This is a genomic window from Enterococcus sulfureus ATCC 49903, assembly GCF_000407605.1.
GTDB lineage: Bacteria > Bacillota > Bacilli > Lactobacillales > Enterococcaceae > Enterococcus_G > Enterococcus_G sulfureus.
Genome location: NZ_ASWO01000001.1, coordinates 715479 through 731564, shown reverse-complemented (window position 1 = coordinate 731564; position 16086 = coordinate 715479). Strand labels below are relative to the sequence as shown.

General features: G+C 36.2%; 16 protein-coding genes, 1 tRNA gene and 1 other annotated feature. Of the genes, 14 read left to right on the top strand and 3 right to left on the bottom strand.

Annotation, left to right across the window (positions count from 1 at the left end; all coding sequences use genetic code 11):
- Positions 1 to 88 precede the first annotated feature (88 nt).
- The 14 genes from I573_RS03360 (at position 89) to I573_RS03295 (ending at position 13319) form a co-directional block, all read left to right on the top strand.
- On the top strand, positions 89 to 1660 hold the full coding sequence (locus tag I573_RS03360) for an ATP-binding cassette domain-containing protein (protein WP_016185171.1): 1572 nt from the start codon (positions 89 to 91) through the stop codon (positions 1658 to 1660).
- Positions 1661 to 2103: 443 nt separating this feature from the next.
- On the top strand, positions 2104 to 2859 hold the full coding sequence (locus I573_RS03355; protein ID WP_016185170.1) for a gamma-glutamyl-gamma-aminobutyrate hydrolase family protein: 756 nt from the start codon (positions 2104 to 2106) through the stop codon (positions 2857 to 2859).
- A 14-nt stretch (positions 2860 to 2873) separates the two neighbouring features.
- On the top strand, positions 2874 to 4235 hold the full coding sequence (locus tag I573_RS03350; RefSeq protein WP_016185169.1) for an APC family permease: 1362 nt from the start codon (positions 2874 to 2876) through the stop codon (positions 4233 to 4235).
- A 12-nt stretch (positions 4236 to 4247) separates the two neighbouring features.
- The gene (locus I573_RS03345; RefSeq protein ID WP_016185168.1) at positions 4248 to 5612 is read left to right on the top strand and encodes an APC family permease; all 1365 of its coding nucleotides are present in this window, start codon (positions 4248 to 4250) and stop codon (positions 5610 to 5612) included.
- 110 nt (positions 5613 to 5722) lie between these two features.
- Positions 5723 to 5795 (top strand) — tRNA-Thr (locus I573_RS03340).
- Between the two features lie 74 nt (positions 5796 to 5869).
- Positions 5870 to 6229 (top strand): hypothetical protein, encoded by a 360-nt coding sequence (locus I573_RS03335; RefSeq protein ID WP_016185167.1) that lies wholly within the window; start codon positions 5870 to 5872, stop codon positions 6227 to 6229.
- 108 nt (positions 6230 to 6337) lie between these two features.
- The gene (locus tag I573_RS03330) at positions 6338 to 7513 is read left to right on the top strand and encodes an FtsW/RodA/SpoVE family cell cycle protein (protein WP_016185166.1); all 1176 of its coding nucleotides are present in this window, start codon (positions 6338 to 6340) and stop codon (positions 7511 to 7513) included.
- A gap of 34 nt (positions 7514 to 7547) precedes the next feature.
- Positions 7548 to 7922: an arsenate reductase family protein gene (locus I573_RS03325; protein ID WP_016185165.1), complete on the top strand. Its 375-nt coding sequence runs from the start codon at positions 7548 to 7550 to the stop codon at positions 7920 to 7922.
- A complete protein-coding gene (locus I573_RS03320) occupies positions 7904 to 8242 on the top strand; it encodes a glycine cleavage system H family protein (RefSeq protein ID WP_016185164.1) in 339 nt (112 codons plus the stop codon). Before I573_RS03325 ends, I573_RS03320 begins: the two co-directional genes overlap by 19 nt.
- A 57-nt stretch (positions 8243 to 8299) precedes the next feature.
- Positions 8300 to 8543 (top strand) — a binding site (T-box leader).
- Positions 8544 to 8610: 67 nt separating this feature from the next.
- Positions 8611 to 9642: a methionine ABC transporter ATP-binding protein gene (locus I573_RS03315; RefSeq protein ID WP_016185163.1), complete on the top strand. Its 1032-nt coding sequence runs from the start codon at positions 8611 to 8613 to the stop codon at positions 9640 to 9642.
- The gene (locus tag I573_RS03310; protein WP_016185162.1) at positions 9635 to 10321 is read left to right on the top strand and encodes a methionine ABC transporter permease; all 687 of its coding nucleotides are present in this window, start codon (positions 9635 to 9637) and stop codon (positions 10319 to 10321) included. Before I573_RS03315 ends, I573_RS03310 begins: the two co-directional genes overlap by 8 nt.
- A gap of 15 nt (positions 10322 to 10336) precedes the next feature.
- Positions 10337 to 11188 (top strand): MetQ/NlpA family ABC transporter substrate-binding protein, encoded by an 852-nt coding sequence (locus tag I573_RS03305; protein WP_016185161.1) that lies wholly within the window; start codon positions 10337 to 10339, stop codon positions 11186 to 11188.
- Positions 11189 to 11311: 123 nt separating this feature from the next.
- Positions 11312 to 12115: a hypothetical protein gene (locus I573_RS03300; RefSeq protein WP_016185160.1), complete on the top strand. Its 804-nt coding sequence runs from the start codon at positions 11312 to 11314 to the stop codon at positions 12113 to 12115.
- Between the two features lie 100 nt (positions 12116 to 12215).
- On the top strand, positions 12216 to 13319 hold the full coding sequence (locus I573_RS03295; protein ID WP_016185159.1) for an NADH-dependent flavin oxidoreductase: 1104 nt from the start codon (positions 12216 to 12218) through the stop codon (positions 13317 to 13319).
- Positions 13320 to 13427: 108 nt separating this feature from the next.
- On the opposite strand, the gene I573_RS03290 is transcribed toward I573_RS03295, so the two are convergent.
- From I573_RS03290 to I573_RS03280, 3 genes are all read right to left on the bottom strand, one after another.
- Positions 13428 to 14069 carry a hypothetical protein gene (locus I573_RS03290; RefSeq protein ID WP_016185158.1) on the bottom strand — a complete coding sequence of 214 codons (642 nt, stop codon included), beginning with the start codon at positions 14067 to 14069 and terminating at the stop codon, positions 13428 to 13430.
- Between the two features lie 291 nt (positions 14070 to 14360).
- A complete protein-coding gene (locus I573_RS03285; RefSeq protein WP_016185157.1) occupies positions 14361 to 15212 on the bottom strand; it encodes a helix-turn-helix domain-containing protein in 852 nt (283 codons plus the stop codon).
- A gap of 149 nt (positions 15213 to 15361) precedes the next feature.
- The gene (locus I573_RS03280) at positions 15362 to 15976 is read right to left on the bottom strand and encodes a 50S ribosomal protein L25/general stress protein Ctc (RefSeq protein ID WP_016185156.1); all 615 of its coding nucleotides are present in this window, start codon (positions 15974 to 15976) and stop codon (positions 15362 to 15364) included.
- Positions 15977 to 16086 lie beyond the last annotated feature (110 nt).

Below are 16086 nucleotides of genomic sequence, written 5' to 3'. Positions count from 1 at the left end.
ATTGTATTTAAATACTCAAAAGTTTACACTAGATTTAAATGAAAAAATGATTAGAAAATAACGTTATATTTTTAAAAAGGGGTGTAAAATGAAAATTTATCAATATGGAAATAAAAAATTATTTTATTTAGGGTTTGTATTGCTTTTGATCGTGAGTACGAATAGTGCATTTATGGCCTACATCGTAGGTCGATTTATCGATATCGCTACAGGAGGAACAGTTGCACAATTGATTCAGATGATTGTAATTTCAGCAGTGGGTATTATCCTCTATTATATTTTTCAAATGATCTATATTGAGATCAAAAATCGTTTAGTCTATAGCTGCAACGTGAAGATCAAAGAAGAATTATTTGATCATATTTTAAAACGACCAAATCAGTTTTCGACAAAACAAGCGATTTCTTATATGACCAATGACATGAAACAACTAGAAATCAAAGGGATTTTAAACGAACTTTTGATTTTACAAAATGGATTACTTTTTATTTTCGCCTTATCATACGGTCTTTTTTTAAATATTGAAACTACGCTGTTTTTCTTTTTTACCTCTTTAGTTCCCATTTTTGTAAACCAATTTTTTTCAGCTAAAATCAAAACTAGTTCAACTATTTGGTCGGATGAAAATAGTGAATATGTCGGGAAATTGACGGATTCGGTCAATGGCTTAGATACGATTTTAAATTATCATGCACAAGAAAGTGCTAAAAAAAGTCTGTTCACGAATATTTTTGCAGTAGAACGTGCATTAAAAAAAATGAATAATCTCTCTGATTTTAGTAGTCAAACTGTCGTCAGCTTAGCCTATCTATTGATTTTTTGTGTATCTTTTAGCTTTGGAATTTTTCGTGTCTTACAAGGAGCGCTAACGATTGGAGGTTTTATGGCGATCGTTCAGTTATCCAATTCTTTAGTCAATCCTTTATTTGCTATCGTTACTGCGCGTAATGAGCAAAAAACGACAACGAAATTATCCGCGCTATTAGCAACGATTCCTTCCACTAAACAAAAAACTGTTGAACTGGTTTCAAAAGAATTTGAAGAATTGACATTAAAAGATGCAGGTATTTATTTTAATGATCGAGCCTTGTTTGAAAAGCTAAATATCACGATCAAAAAAGGAGATAAAATTCTAATTCTTGCACCTTCTGGTTATGGTAAGTCGACTTTATTACGCGCGCTTGGTGGATTTATTCCATTTACAACGGGTACGTATCAAATCAATCAAAAAATGGTACCTGAAAATAGTTTACTCTCCCAATTTGCCATGATGAAACAAGCTCCTTTTATTTTTGATGATACGATTTTATTTAATTTAACGATGGGACACGAATATCCAAACGAAAAAATTGAACAAGCGATTGCAAATAGTCAATTGAGTGAAGTTATCGCCGAAAAAGGACTAAACTTTCAAGTTGGAGAAAAAGGAAAATATTTATCTGGCGGACAATTGCAACGTATCGAAATTGCTCGTGCGTTATTAGCAGATAGACCAGTTATCTTAGCGGATGAAGTCACTTCAGCTTTAGATCCGAAGACAAGTGAACGTGTTACTGAATTTTTACTAACTGGATCTTTCACACTGATTGAAATCGCACATAAGACAAGTGAAGCAAATAAAAAACGCTATACAAAAATTATCCAGCTCGATCAGATTTGAAAAAATAACAATTTTATATACTAGATACAATTATTTTTAATGTTATTGAATTTAAATAAATCATTTGTATAGTAATTATAAACAAAAAAGTGAAACTATAGTTTCACTTTTTTTGTGTTATTTTATATAATTTGAATAGATAGGTATAATTGTTACACTTTTTATAAAAACAGAAAAATAAAGGCTACACTAGAATATACGTATCGTATTAATAGCCAAGGTGAATTAGAAGAAGTATACGGCGATGAGTCTAAAGTAGTGAGTCGTGAATATATCCAATAAAAAAATCGTAAACCAAATTTGGTTTACGATTTTTTTGTATCTTACAAGATTGCATGTTTATCGTACAAAACTGTTTGTTTAATCCTACCTAACGATAAACTTCCATGTGATAGAGTAAACAATGTAGAAAGCATGAAGAGAAATTTAGGAGGAAGAACAACATGAGAAAACCAAGAATTGCCATTATTGCAGATGTCATTTTAAGAGATGCTAGTGCTTTGAGTTTGTTCCAATCAGATTATGCAACGAGTGCGGTATGTGATTCAATCACACAAGCAGGTGGCCTACCTGCTATTTTACCGATCCCAGATGCTGCAGTACGTGAAGAAAATATACGCGAGTATCTGACTTGCTTTGATGGATTTTATTTTGTCGGTGGTGCTGACATTGATCCACAGTTTTATGGAGAAGATCCAGAATGGGGTTGTGGCAATTTTGATACGGAAAAAGATCGGTTTGAAATCGAATTGTGTCGTGCAGCATACCACAATGACAAAGCGATTTTAGGTAATTGCCGTGGATTTCAATTGATCAATGTAGCGTTAGGTGGAAGTTTATACCAAGATATCCAAACAAAACATCCAGAATTTTATATCAAACATGAAAACTATAATGCTACAAGTCCAGCACATAAACCTTCACACTATGTTGAAGTAGAAGCCGATAGTCGTTTAGCTCAGTTGATCGGCACTAAGGCATTTGTAAATTCACGTCATCATCAAGCCATTCATGAAGTTGCTGAATCCTTACGCGTAGTTGCTAAGAGTCCAGATGGTTTAGTAGAAGCAGTTGAAAGTAAAGGCGATAATCAAATCTTGGCTGTCCAATGGCATCCAGAAAATCTATGGCCAGAAAACCCTCAAATGTTAGATATCTATCGTGATTTTATCCAACGTGTGGCTAGTCGGATTCATTAAGAAAGGAGAAGCTCATGGCACAATCAAACTCTACTGCAAAACAAGCAGCAAGTTCAATGAAAAAATTATCGTTTTTCTCGATTTTTCTTTTAGGAATCAATGGCATTATTGGGTCAGGTACTTTTTTACTCCCGCAACAAATCTATCAAGATGCCGGAGTCATGTGGGGATTACTCTGTATTATTGCAGCCGGAATCTCGACTTTATTGATTGCTTTATGTTACGCAGATTTATCTGGTCGTTTTTCTGAATCAGGTGGCGCGTGGCTCTATTCGTATCATGCTTATGGGAAATTTGTTGGCTTTGAAGTTGGCTTTTTCATGTGGTTTGCCGGAGTCGTGTCGATTTCAGCAGAAATTGCGGCATTGATTCGAATTTTTAAAAATATGATTCCAAGCTTATCCAATCAATGGATCTCTTTAGGTTTTGGAATTGGATTTATCGTATTGTTAGGTATTATTAATTTATTTGGTGTCAATTCAGTAAAATTTGTAAGTAATCTTTCCTCTGGCTTGAAGTTGTTGACAGTAGCTATTTTTATTATTGTAGGTGCATTTTTCTTAAAAGCAGCTAATTTTTCCCCATTAGTTCCCGAAACGATGCACTCTTCTGGTGGATTATTTAAAAGTGTAAGTAGTACGTATAGTGTGGTGTTTTACATGTTTACCGGGTTTTCTTTCTTACCGATTGCAGCTCGTAAAATGAATAATCCACAAAAAAATCTGCCAAAAGCTTTGGTGACGATCATGTTATCTGTTATGACGATCTATGTAGTCGTTCAAGCATTGGCCATCGGTGTTCTAGGTGCAGGGCTTGCGAAAACTACGATTCCTGTAGCAGAAGCGATGCGTCATATGCTAGGAAGCTGGGGCTATTATGTGATCATTGCCGGAAGTACGATTTCAACATTTGGTGTGGCTTTCGCATCTTCTTTTGATGTGCCGATCATTGCTTCTTCTCTTTCAGATGAGCATCATTTATTGCCTAAATTCTTTGGAAAAACCAATCGTTATGATGCACCCTATATCTCGATTTTATTAACTGTAGTCATTAGTTCATTGTTACTGTTAACAGGTAGTTATGTCTTCTTAGCTACTTGTATGGTCTGTGCGAATTTTGTTCAATACATTCCAACGATTTTGGCTACAATGAAATTCCATAATAATAAAGAATTTCCAACGCAAGGATTTCATTTACCTGGAGGCTACACGATTCCAATTTTAGCTTTGATTGGGTCAATGTATTTATTAGTTGGATTTAATTTTAAAGTCATTTTAGTTGCAGTCAGTGTCTTTATTGTTGGAGTGATCATTTACTTAGCTGAAGCGAAGTTTGATCGTACACCGGTCAGTCCAGTTAGTCCCAAAAAAGAATAGGAGGAATGCATCATGGCAGCAGGAGAAATTCAAACGTCACTGGTCTCGAAAAAACAACCACAAAAAAAATTGAGTTTCTTTTCCATTTATTTTTTAGGAATCAACGCTATTGTAGGATCTGGGGCATTTTTACTGCCACAACAAATCTATAAAGATAGTGGCGTTATGAGTATTTTTGTTTTGCTGATGGCTGCAATTACGGTCAGTATGGTCGCCCTTTGTTACGCTGATCTATCTAGTCGTTTCTCAGGTTCTGGAGCAGCTTGGCTTTATTCGTATAACGCGTTTGGAAAATTTACCGGCTTTCAAATTGGACTATTTTCTTGGTTTTTAGGCTGTCTGACGCTCTCGGCGGAAGTCGTGGCGCTATTACGTACTTTAAAACCAATCGTACCGGCGATGAATAATCGTGTGATCGAAGTTTTATTTCCAATTGGTTTGATTATCCTCTTGGCGATTATCAATTATTTTGGGACTGGGATGGTAAAATGGGTCGATAATATCTCGTCAGCATTTAAAATCATTACATTAGTTTTCTTTTTAGTAATCGGTGTTTTTTTCGTACACACGCATTATTTTTCACCTTTTATCCCAGCTAGTGCCAAAAGTGCGGGCGATGTTATGAAAGATTTCGGTGCAGGATTTAGTGTGGTATTCTACATGTTTACCGGATTTTCATTTATTCCAGTAGCAGCGGCACAGATGGACAATCCAGAAAAAAATATTCCAAAAGCATTGATCTTAGTGATGTCTAGTGTCACGATCATTTATGTATTGGTTCAAGCGATCGCAATTGGGATCTTGGGACCAAAAATTACAGAATACACATTGCCAATTGCTCAAGCGATGCAATCGACAGTAGGTTCATGGGCATATTCGATTGTTATTGTGGGCATGATCGTCTCGATCTTCGGTGTAGCCTTTGCCGTTTCATTTAGTACACCGACACTTGCGGCTTCTTTAGCAGATGAACACCATCTATTGCCAAGTGCTTTAGCCAAAACAAATAAATATGGTGCACCGATCGTTGCAGTAGTGGTATCTTCATTGATCAGTATGGCAATGACTTCATTTAGTTATATTTTCTTAGTAGCGTGTATCGTTATCGTATCCTTTATCCAATATGTACCGTCGATTTTAGCGGTGATGAAATTCAAACATACAAAACAATATCCAAACAATGGATTCTCATTAAAAGGTGGGTATACGATTCCGATCATTGCATTGATCATTTCCTTATACTTGTTGACGAATATTCAAATGATGGCCTTATTGATCATGATCGTCGTATTCGTTTTAGGAACGATCGTCTATTTTGTGACCATCAAAGACAAGGAAGAGTCAGCAAGTGTTCGTAAACAAAATCCATTAAACTAAAGAAAAAAAGCAGGACGAAATAATTTGAATCGTTCTGCTTTTTTCGCTATTTTTCAAGCAGTTAGTCTTTACAAATATCGCAAACTTTTCTATAATTTAGACTATAGTTTGCCAGCTTAGCTCAGTAGGTAGAGCAACGCACTCGTAACGCGTAGGTCGCAGGTTCGATTCCTGCAGCTGGCATAAGAGAAATGTTGATCATCGCTACGATGATCAACATTTTTCTGTTTAGTGCACAAGTAAAGGAGGACAACTCAATGTGGTTTATTTTAGGAACACTACTTGTGTTTGTGGTCAGTATTAAATTAGCAAGTGTGTTAGCTGTAGGTTTGATGATGCTACATTTTCGTATTAAACGAGATGTACAAAAAATGACATTAGATAAATGGAATGCCTATTTTGAAAAAATAGGTCCTAAAGGGATTTTTCGTCGTATCCTAGCGTATTATTGGTTGGTATTGACACTTTTGGCTTTGATCAATATGGAAAGTTTTTGGAATGGTAGTCTCGCGTATGCAATTGCACTCTTGATTGGTGGAGCGATCTATTTATTCTTTAAATATTTTTCTCGTAAATCGGACTTTCAGAAAATCATGAACAAAAATTTCCGTTCTTAAGGAAAGAAACTGTAAATTTTTATTCATCTTTTAAACTTCTCTTTTCATTCTAGATTTACTAGGTCTATAATAGAAAGGAGTATTGGAAAAAAAAGAAAGAGAGAATTCATGGAAAATAATCGTAGAACGACAAAAAGGATAGATAGTCGCATCGACTATGGTGTGATCTTACCAGTCTTTCTTCTTTGTTTGATTGGTCTAGGTGCATTATATGTCGCCTATGCACAAAATCCTTTGTATAAAGGCAGTTTGTTTGCTGGCGTTGCCAAGCAAGCATTATGGTATGTTTTAGGAATCATTGCTGTTATTATTATTATGCAAATCAAATCCAAATGGCTCTGGAAACTCACGCCATACATTTACGGTGGCGGATTAGTCATCATGTTAGCGCTGTTGGAATTTTATGATCGCGGTTTAGCAGAATCAACAGGATCACGAAATTGGTTCCACTTGGGTGCGTTCACACTTCAGCCAGCAGAATTGATGAAAATCGCCTATATTTTGATGATGGCTCGTATCGTAACCTCGCATAATAGTAAATATCGTCAGCGAAATTTGGCGTCAGATGGAATATTGATCGGGAAAATGTTTGCTATCACACTACCCGTATTGCTCTTAGTGTTGTTGCAAAAAGACTTTGGAACGATGCTCGTGTTCTTAGCGATTTTTGGTGGTATCTTCTTGATGTCAGGAATTACATGGAAGATCGTTGTGCCATTGATTGCGACGTTTTTAGTGTTGAGCAGTTTGATTTTATTCTTAGTCATTAGTGATACTGGACGAGAATTTTTAGCGAATTTCGGCTTTAAAGCCTATCAATTCAAACGGATCGATTCTTGGCTTGATCCATTTCATGATATTCAAGGTAGCTCAAGGCAAGTTGCGACTTCGATCATGGCCATTGGCTCAGGTGGACTATTAGGTAAAGGCTTTAATGTGAGTGATATCTATGTGTCCGTTCGTGAATCAGATATGATTTTTTCTGTTATCGGTGAGAATTTTGGATTTATCGGAAGTGCGTTAGTGGTCTTTTTATACTTTGTATTGATCTACCGCATGATCCGTGTTTGCTACGATACAAATAATGAATTTTATGCCTATATCTCAGCGGGGATCATTATGATGATTTTGTTCCACGTGTTTGAGAATATTGGGGCGAATATTGGCTTACTACCGCTAACGGGGATTCCGTTACCGTTTATTAGTCAAGGGGGATCAGCTTTACTTAGTAACATGATCGGAATTGGATTGATTTTATCCATGCGATTCCAAGCAAGTAAATAACATTAGAGATGTGGGGAAAGGGAGATAAAATTTGATGGTTACCGTATATGGTTATCCAAAATGTTCAACTTGTAAAAAAGCGATGGTGTATTTGAGCAATCGCTTAGAACAAGTAGAATTAGTTGATATCGTCAAAGATACACCTACAGCAACTGAAATTAAAGATTGGATGGTATCAAGTGAACTGCCAATGCGCCGCTTTTTTAACACAAGTGGTAAACGATATCGTGAACTTGGTTTAAAAAACCAAATGAACGAGTTGTCTATGGATGAAGCGAGTGAAATTTTAGCTTCAGATGGCATGTTGTTGAAACGTCCGATTATTATTCGAAACAATCAATTTATTTTAAATGGCTTCAAAGAAGAAGTTTACGAAGGGATCGTAGAAGAATGGAAAAAAAATGCTTAAAGAAAAAAGATAATGTTTGGATTTTGTTCAATGGAACTGAATATTGTCTTGGTTTAACAAATGAAGCGCAAGAAGAGCTAGGCGATGTAACGTTTGCGACTTTACCAAAAGTAGGTAAAGCAGTAGAAGTAGGCGATACGATTTTAGAAGTTGAAGCTGAAAAAGCGGTGAATGAATTTGTTAGCCCATTAGCAGGTATTGTCTCTTCTATCAATGAAAAAATCGATGCCAATATCGATGTACTAAATGATAAAGATGAACTAAATGCTTGGTTCTTAAGCTTGAAAGATGTCGATCACGCCGCGTTTGAAGCATTGTAAAAAAATGAAAGAAACATTTGACAGGTGTATGAGAGCTTGATATAATCTGCTTAATATTAAAAAGCAATGAAAAGATAAGTATATTTCACTGAAAGTTTAGAGAGCTCCGGTTGCTGAAAAGGGGTCTGGAAGTGGTTTAGAAAATGGTCTTTAGAGCAGAGCTGGTGAGTTTTCGGACAAGCCACTACGGGATACGCCCGTTAACGCGTGACAGTATGCAGAGAGTTTCTCTAAGTACTTGTGAGGCTGGAATTCCAGCGAATAAAGGTGGTAACACGGAAATGATACTTTCGTCCTTTGTGCAATTTAGTTGTACGAGGGACGGAAGTTTTTTTATTTAAACGAATAGTAGTGGAGGAGAAAGCATTATGGCATTTATTGAACTACAGAACGTAACAAAAGCATATCCTCGTAAAGACAACACGATCCATGCCTTAAATGGTGTCTCATTGAACATCGATAAAGGAGACGTTTTTGGAATCGTAGGATACTCAGGAGCAGGGAAAAGTACTTTGGTACGTTTATTAAATGGATTAGAACTACCAAGTACAGGCGAAGTGATCGTCAATGGACAAAGCGTTACAGCTTTAAAAAATAAAGAATTGCGTACATTTCGAAAAAAAATCGGCATGATCTTCCAGCATTTCAATTTACTTTGGTCACGAACATTACAAGAAAACGTAGAGCTGCCTTTAGAATTAGCTGGTGTACCTAAAGCCAAACGAACAGAGAAAGCTTTAGAATTGCTTTCACTCGTTGGATTAGAAGGTCGTGAAAAAGCTTATCCTTCCGAATTATCAGGAGGACAAAAACAACGGGTCGGTATTGCACGTGCATTAGCCAATGATCCAGAAATTTTACTTTGTGATGAAGCAACAAGTGCATTAGATCCTCAAACGACAGAAGAAGTATTGGATCTTTTACAAGAAATCAATGAGAAGTTGCATTTAACGATCGTCTTGATTACACATGAGATGGATGTTGTTCGTCAGATTTGTAATAAAGTAGCCGTAATGGAAACTGGGAAAGTGGTAGAAGAAGGAACGGTCGTCGAAGTATTCCGTCGTCCTAAAGAAGCGATCACGAAGCGTTTTGTTCGTCAAAACATCGAGATGCAAGCAGATGAAGAATTACTTCAAACCTTCTTAACTGAAAATCCAACTGGACGTATCGTCACATTGACCTTTAAAGAAAACAATGCCAATGAACCTGTGATCTCACAAGCGATTCGTCAGTTTCCAGTAGATATCAATGTGGTATTTGGAAAAATTCAACAAGCAAAAGAAGGCGCATTTGGCTCGTTAACGATTTTGATTACGGGTGCAGAACCAGCGATTGAAGACACGCTAGCTTTCTTTGCGACAAAGCAAGTAGAAACAGAGGTGATCACGCATGAATAAAGGATTTGTTGAAACATATTTCAACTTTGAAAAAGTCGATTGGTCAACGATGTGGACTTCGGTCTACAATACATTATTTATGACGATTGTATCGACAGTGTTAGTCGTTATCCTTGGCTTGCTATTAGGATTGGCGTTGTACTCATTAGGACGTAAAACGACTTATTCTTCACGTTTTGTGTATACGATCGTATCAATTATCAGCAACATTTTCCGTTCGACACCATTCATGATTTTAATGGTCTTATTGATTCCATTTACGACATTGTTAGTAGGAACCTTTTTAGGTGCTACTGCTGCCATTCCAGCTTTAGTATTATCTGCGACACCGTTCTATGCACGTCTGGTCGAAATTTCATTTCGTGAAGTCGATTCAGGTGTTTTAGAAGCAGCCGAAGCAATGGGCGCAAGTTATGGGCAAATTATTTATAAGATTTTGATTCCAGAAAGTCTGCCTTCGTTAATTTCAGGGGTGACAGTTACGACCATCACGATGATTGGCTATACAGCTATTGCTGGAGCGATCGGTGCGGGTGGATTAGGCGCAATCGCGTGGCAAGAAGGTTATCAACGTAGTAATTATACAATCACTTTAGTCGCAACAGTCTTGATTTTAGTCATTGTATTTATTATCCAAGCAATTGGAGATTATTTAACAAAACGCACAGACAAACGATAATAGGGGGAAACGAATATGAAGAAAAAATTATTAGGTTTTATTACAATTGCAGCAGCAGTTGTTGGGTTAGCAGCTTGTGGTAATTCAAGTTCAGATGATTCATCATCAAAAAGTAAAAGTGACGACAAAACATTAGTCGTGGGTGCTTCAGCAACACCACATGCCGAAATTTTAGAACAAGTGAAACCTATCTTGAAAAAAGAAGGCATTGACTTAGAAATCAAGATTTTTGATGACTATATTTTACCGAACAAAGCCTTAGCTTCTGGTGATCTTGATGCAAACTATTTCCAACATATCCCATATTTAAATAAAGCCAATAAAGACAATGGATTTGATTTAGTCAATGCAGGTGCGGTCCATTTAGAACCAATGGGCTTATATTCTCAAAAAATCAAAGACATTAAAGATCTAAAAGATGGCGCAACTGTGATCACATCAAACTCAGAATCTGACTGGGGTCGTATTTTAACAATCTTAGAAGACAATGATTTGATCAAATTAAAAGATGGTGTGGATAAAGAAACGGCAACATTTGATGATATTGCCGAAAATCCTAAGAAATTAGAATTTAAACACGATATCGATCCTGCATTACTTGCGACAGCCTATAAAAACAATGAAGGTGATCTAGTTGCTATCAATGCAAACTATGCGTTAGGAATTGATTTAGTTCCTGCTAAAGACGCGTTGCTATTAGAAAAAGACAACACACCTTACGTAAACATCATTGCTGTTCGTAAAGGCGATGAAAAAGAAGAAAAAATCAAAAAATTGGTTGAAGCCCTGCATTCTGAAGACGTTGAAAAATACGTTCAAGACAAATGGAATGGTTCGATCAAAATCGTCCCAGCTGACTCAAAATAAGGCAACACACTCTCTCATCTCGTTTGGATAGGAAACGAGATGGGAGAGTTTTTTTGAGTATGAATATTATAGATACACACAATGATAGAATAAAATTAGCTAAACATGAAAGGGATGAAAAAGATGAAAAAAAGTTTGGTTTTAGGTTTAGGGATGAGTTTATTATTATTTGGATTTGGTTCAAAAGCAGATGCAGCCGAAATGCAACGTTTGTACAATCCAAACAGTGGGGAACATTTCTATACTAAAAATATGGTCGAAAAAAATGTTTTAGTCAAAGCAGGTTGGACGTATGAAGGTGTAGGTTGGTATGCTCCAGATAGCGGACAACCTGTATACCGTGTATACAATCAAAATTCAGGAGATCATCATTACACGATGAATGGGAATGAAAAAAATCTTTTGGTATCTAAAGGCTGGAGCTATGAAGGGATTGGTTGGTACTCAGATACGAATAAAACAGTTCCACTGTATCGAGCGTATAATCCTAATGCTAAAGCAGGAAGTCATAACTACACGACCAATCAAGCAGAACAAACAAGTTTAGTCCGTGCTGGTTGGAAAAATGAAGGTGTAGGTTGGTATGCAACGAAAGCGGGTTATTCAGTGAATGGTTTTGTCGGACTATGGGGAATTCCGAATTCCGATGGGATTTTTTCAATAGATAAGCATATGATTATTTCTGAAGCCGATGTTAGAGCAGTATATAGAACTAAACTACAGAATGTCAGAGTTTTTGAAGAAAATAACATTTTAAACTTTACAACTCAAAGAAGTAATGGCAGTATATTCCACTTAAAACTAGCCAAAGATGGTAATTCTTTGCAAGTTATAGATGGTAGGTATAACTACACTTATAAATTAATGGCTAGAGATACATTAGAACATTATTTTAATATTCCTGCAGAAAATATTTTAGAGAATTGATATTAATCAAAAGAATAAGTTTCTTTAGTTGTGTAATTTTAGATTTTATACTATTCTTTTTTGTAAAATAAACTTCAATAATACGAAGGAGAATTTATTCATGACAAAATTAAATGATTCGATTACATTCAAACGAGGGTTAACGTTAAAAAATAGAGTGGTAATGGCACCAATGACAACGAAAATGTCATTCTACGATGGAGTCGTAACAACAGATGAACTGAATTACTATGGGTTACGTTCAGGTGAAGTTGGCGCAGTGATCACTGCTGCGGCGAATGTCCAAGCAGACGGTAAAGGTTGGGAAGGCGAACTTGCAGTAAGTGAGGACAAACATATTCCTGGTCTAACAAAATTAGCGAACACAATTCAACAAAATGGGACGAAAGCGATTTTACAATTGTTTCATGCTGGTCGTATGACCGATTCTAGCGTATTACGTGGTACTCAACCTATTTCAGCAAGTGCTGTGGCAGCAGAACGTCCAAATGCTGAAACACCATGCGAGATTACCGAATCAGAAATTTTAGCGTTGATCGAAAACTTTAAAGCAGCTACAAAACGTGCAATTAAAGCTGGTTTTGATGGTGTAGAATTACATGGAGCAAACACCTATATCATCCAACAATTCTTCTCACCACATTCAAATCGTCGTAATGACGCATGGGGTGGCACACTTGAAAAACGTTATCACTTTATTGAGGTATTAGTCGATGAAGTCATTTCTGTAGTAGAAGAATCAGGTGTGAAAGACTTTATTATTGGCTACCGTTTTTCTCCGGAAGAATTTGAAAAACCAGGAATCAGTATTGAAGATACACTATTTTTAGTCGATCAATTAGCACAAAAAGAATTAGATTACTTGCATATCTCATTGTCTGATTATAAACGTAAATCGATCGATGAAAATCATCAAGAACACACGATGTTAGAAATGGTCTATCAAGCAATCGATCATCGTGTCCCATTGATCGGTGTCGGAGAAGTCCACAGCAAAGCCGATGCTGAAACTGTTTTAGCTTCGGCAGATCTAGTGGCAATCGGGCGCGCGATCTTGATCGATCCACATTGGACAGACAAAATCTTAAATGACCAAGAAGATTTGATCAAACAAACTATCTCAAGCTATGACCAAAAAGATCTATACTTACAAAATGGTGTAATGGAATTTCTAAATATCATGATGCCCGATCGATTGATTTAATGAAAATAACTAAAGCCCAACCTGATCATAAATGATCAGGTTGGGCTTTGGTTTTTCTTACGATATATATGTAGAGGGAGATGGTCATAAACCATCTCCCTCTAGATATTAATGTGGATTTGACCAATCGATTCCGTCTAAAATTGTTCCCATTGCATCTTGCGCTGTTATACCTGTTTTATTTTCCAAATCTTCTGCAGATTGGTCTTTTGGTCTTGTTGGTAACGGTGTGATATTCCCACTTTGTAATCCGGCAGCATACCAGGCAACACCCTCATACCTCCAGCCCGCTTTTGTTAAGACATTTTTTTCATTTGCATTAGCCGTGTATAAGTGACTACCAGGGCCTTTTGCATTTGGATTGTACACTCGATAAATTGGGATACCGTTTGCGTCAGCACTTTTCCAAGCTGTACCTTCATAACGCCAACCAACTTTTACTAAGTTGTCTTTTTCACCTAATGACATCGTGTAATGATGGTCACCATTGTTTGGATTGTATACGCGATAAATTGTTCCACCTGATGATGGTGCAGCCCATGAAATCCCTTCATAGTTCCAACCGATTAGATATAATGAATTTCGTTCGTTCGTATCCATTGTATAGAAATGTTCACCAGAATTTGGATTGTACATACGTACTACATTTATCCAATCATCCGCATAAGCTGTGACGGTTGAAACGATCATTACAATTCCCATTGTCATAAAGGATACCAACCCAAATAGCCCTTTTTTTAACTTATTCATTTTTCTCATCATCCTTTACAGTTATTAGTATGCTCTTATTCGAAATACTAGTTCAATTAAAAAATCAAGTGAATATCTAGATCTAGTATTCAAAATAATTTTAGAAGATAATAAATAGTATAGCATTGAGAGTAGTCATAATATGACTATCTAATGTATTGGAAATAATTTATCAAGCAATCGATCATCGTGGGCCGTTAATTGGTGTAATGGAATTCCTAAATATGATGATGCCAGATCGGTTGGTCTAAAGAATAGATAATCCACAGAAAAATTTTCTGTGGATTATTTTTATATACGTTCTATAAATCGTTCGATAGCAAGCATTGAAGGATAGACAGGTTCAAAAAAGCAAGTAATCGCAAATAAGCTTAACGGATGGTTGAACTGAAAGGGTAAGGTGTAAGAAGCATATTCATAGCGTTGAATCATTAACTGATAAAATTGTTGTGTATAAGTCTGTGTACAATAGCAGTTTGTTAAAATCTTTAATCGATGAAAAAATACTAGAAGTTTATTTTGGGTTTTTAAAGCATAATTGCCTTTAAAATTAGAGGAGAGAGTAGAAGTAGAAAGAGTAGTGATTTCGCGTAAACCTAGGAGTTGTTCCCACATATAACTAAAACCTTGCTCGCTGACAAATAGATAACTATCTATTGATCTTGTTGGTTGTTTGTAGTCGAGTAGGGAATAGTTCGAACGCAGTCGAATCAATTGAAAGAGTTTGATTTGATTGAATACGACAGTAGGTTCTAGAGGAGTATTCGATTTTTCGATGGTATCAAGGATGAAATAAGGGAGAAGTAACGTGCGTATCAATAATTCATCACCAGTCAGATAGACGATATGCTTGGTACTCAATTGAATATGATAGGTAGATAATATTTTATTTAAAGCATAAAGATATCTTCTTGCTGTAGAAGAGCTGATAGACAATGATTGACAAATCGTTGGTAAATCAGTAATGGGATGATAAGCAAGATGTTTCAGTAATTGAAAGATTCCTTTTGGCTTTAATATATGTTGCAGTTTGATGAGGTACAAAGAAAGAGTTTCTTCAGCTTCAATCTCTTCAAATGATAACTGACTAATCCAAAGATTTAGGTTAGTCTTCTCGGTTTGTGTTAATAAGTGTCTAATCATAAAAAAACGCTTCCTTTTCTTTTTTTATTAAATATAACATTATATATTTAATTTGATCTTTCAAAAAGAGCAAAAAAAATACGATTTTTGAAAGATCGAAAAATAAGAGAACCCCCTCACGAATTTCGTGAGGGGGTTATTTCTAGCTATTATTCTTTATCTTCACCGATTACTTCTGGTTCAGCAGCTTCTGTTGCTTCTTCAGTTTCTTCTTCTTGTTGAGGTTCAGTTACAGATACAACTTGTTCTTCTTTATCAGAAGTGATTTCGTAGTCGCCGTCTGCTTTAAGGTCAGCTACTGTGTATGCATCGCCGATCTTAAGATCAGTTACGTCGATTTCAACACGTTCTGGTAAGTTGTCTGGAGTTGCAGCAACAGTTACATTGTATAATGTTTGTGTTAAGACTCCGCCTTCTTTGACACCGATTGCTTCGCCGACAACTACAACTTCGGCTTCAACTTCAGTGACTTCTTTCATGTTTACAGATAAGAACTCAACGTGAGTTAAGTTACCTTTAAAAGTATCTGAAGTATAGTTATGGATTAATGTGTTTACTTTTTTACCGTCTAAATCTAAAGTAATTACTGTATTCACACCATTTTCGCGTAATACTTTTTCTAATTGACTTGCGTCAACTGCGATTGGTGTACTTTCGATTTTGTATCCATTTACGATTGCAGGTACTTTACCTTCGTGACGTAATTGGTTACGTAATGAACGGGGGCGAACTTCTCTTTTACTTGCTTTTAGTGAAACTGACATAATTAAATTCCTCCTAGAATGTTGGGTCCGAAGACACTTTATTTTTCAGCAAATTTTATTACTCTTCACATGAAGTGGGTACGTGAGAACACGCAAAAGGGTAACTTTGA

What these genes read in the sequence shown, in the direction of transcription:
- I573_RS03360 (WP_016185171.1), top strand. Translation starts at nt 89, where the DNA reads ATGAAAATTTATCAATATGGAAATAAAAAATTATTTTATTTAGGGTTT.
- I573_RS03355 (WP_016185170.1), top strand. Translation starts at nt 2,104, where the DNA reads ATGAGAAAACCAAGAATTGCCATTATTGCAGATGTCATTTTAAGAGAT.
- I573_RS03350 (WP_016185169.1), top strand. Translation starts at nt 2,874, where the DNA reads ATGGCACAATCAAACTCTACTGCAAAACAAGCAGCAAGTTCAATGAAA.
- I573_RS03345 (WP_016185168.1), top strand. Translation starts at nt 4,248, where the DNA reads ATGGCAGCAGGAGAAATTCAAACGTCACTGGTCTCGAAAAAACAACCA.
- I573_RS03335 (WP_016185167.1), top strand. Translation starts at nt 5,870, where the DNA reads ATGTGGTTTATTTTAGGAACACTACTTGTGTTTGTGGTCAGTATTAAA.
- I573_RS03330 (WP_016185166.1), top strand. Translation starts at nt 6,338, where the DNA reads ATGGAAAATAATCGTAGAACGACAAAAAGGATAGATAGTCGCATCGAC.
- I573_RS03325 (WP_016185165.1), top strand. Translation starts at nt 7,548, where the DNA reads ATGGTTACCGTATATGGTTATCCAAAATGTTCAACTTGTAAAAAAGCG.
- I573_RS03320 (WP_016185164.1), top strand. Translation starts at nt 7,904, where the DNA reads ATGGAAAAAAAATGCTTAAAGAAAAAAGATAATGTTTGGATTTTGTTC.
- I573_RS03315 (WP_016185163.1), top strand. Translation starts at nt 8,611, where the DNA reads ATGGCATTTATTGAACTACAGAACGTAACAAAAGCATATCCTCGTAAA.
- I573_RS03310 (WP_016185162.1), top strand. Translation starts at nt 9,635, where the DNA reads ATGAATAAAGGATTTGTTGAAACATATTTCAACTTTGAAAAAGTCGAT.
- I573_RS03305 (WP_016185161.1), top strand. Translation starts at nt 10,337, where the DNA reads ATGAAGAAAAAATTATTAGGTTTTATTACAATTGCAGCAGCAGTTGTT.
- I573_RS03300 (WP_016185160.1), top strand. Translation starts at nt 11,312, where the DNA reads ATGAAAAAAAGTTTGGTTTTAGGTTTAGGGATGAGTTTATTATTATTT.
- I573_RS03295 (WP_016185159.1), top strand. Translation starts at nt 12,216, where the DNA reads ATGACAAAATTAAATGATTCGATTACATTCAAACGAGGGTTAACGTTA.
- I573_RS03290 (WP_016185158.1), bottom strand. Translation starts at nt 14,069, where the DNA reads ATGAATAAGTTAAAAAAAGGGCTATTTGGGTTGGTATCCTTTATGACA.
- I573_RS03285 (WP_016185157.1), bottom strand. Translation starts at nt 15,212, where the DNA reads ATGATTAGACACTTATTAACACAAACCGAGAAGACTAACCTAAATCTT.
- I573_RS03280 (WP_016185156.1), bottom strand. Translation starts at nt 15,976, where the DNA reads ATGTCAGTTTCACTAAAAGCAAGTAAAAGAGAAGTTCGCCCCCGTTCA.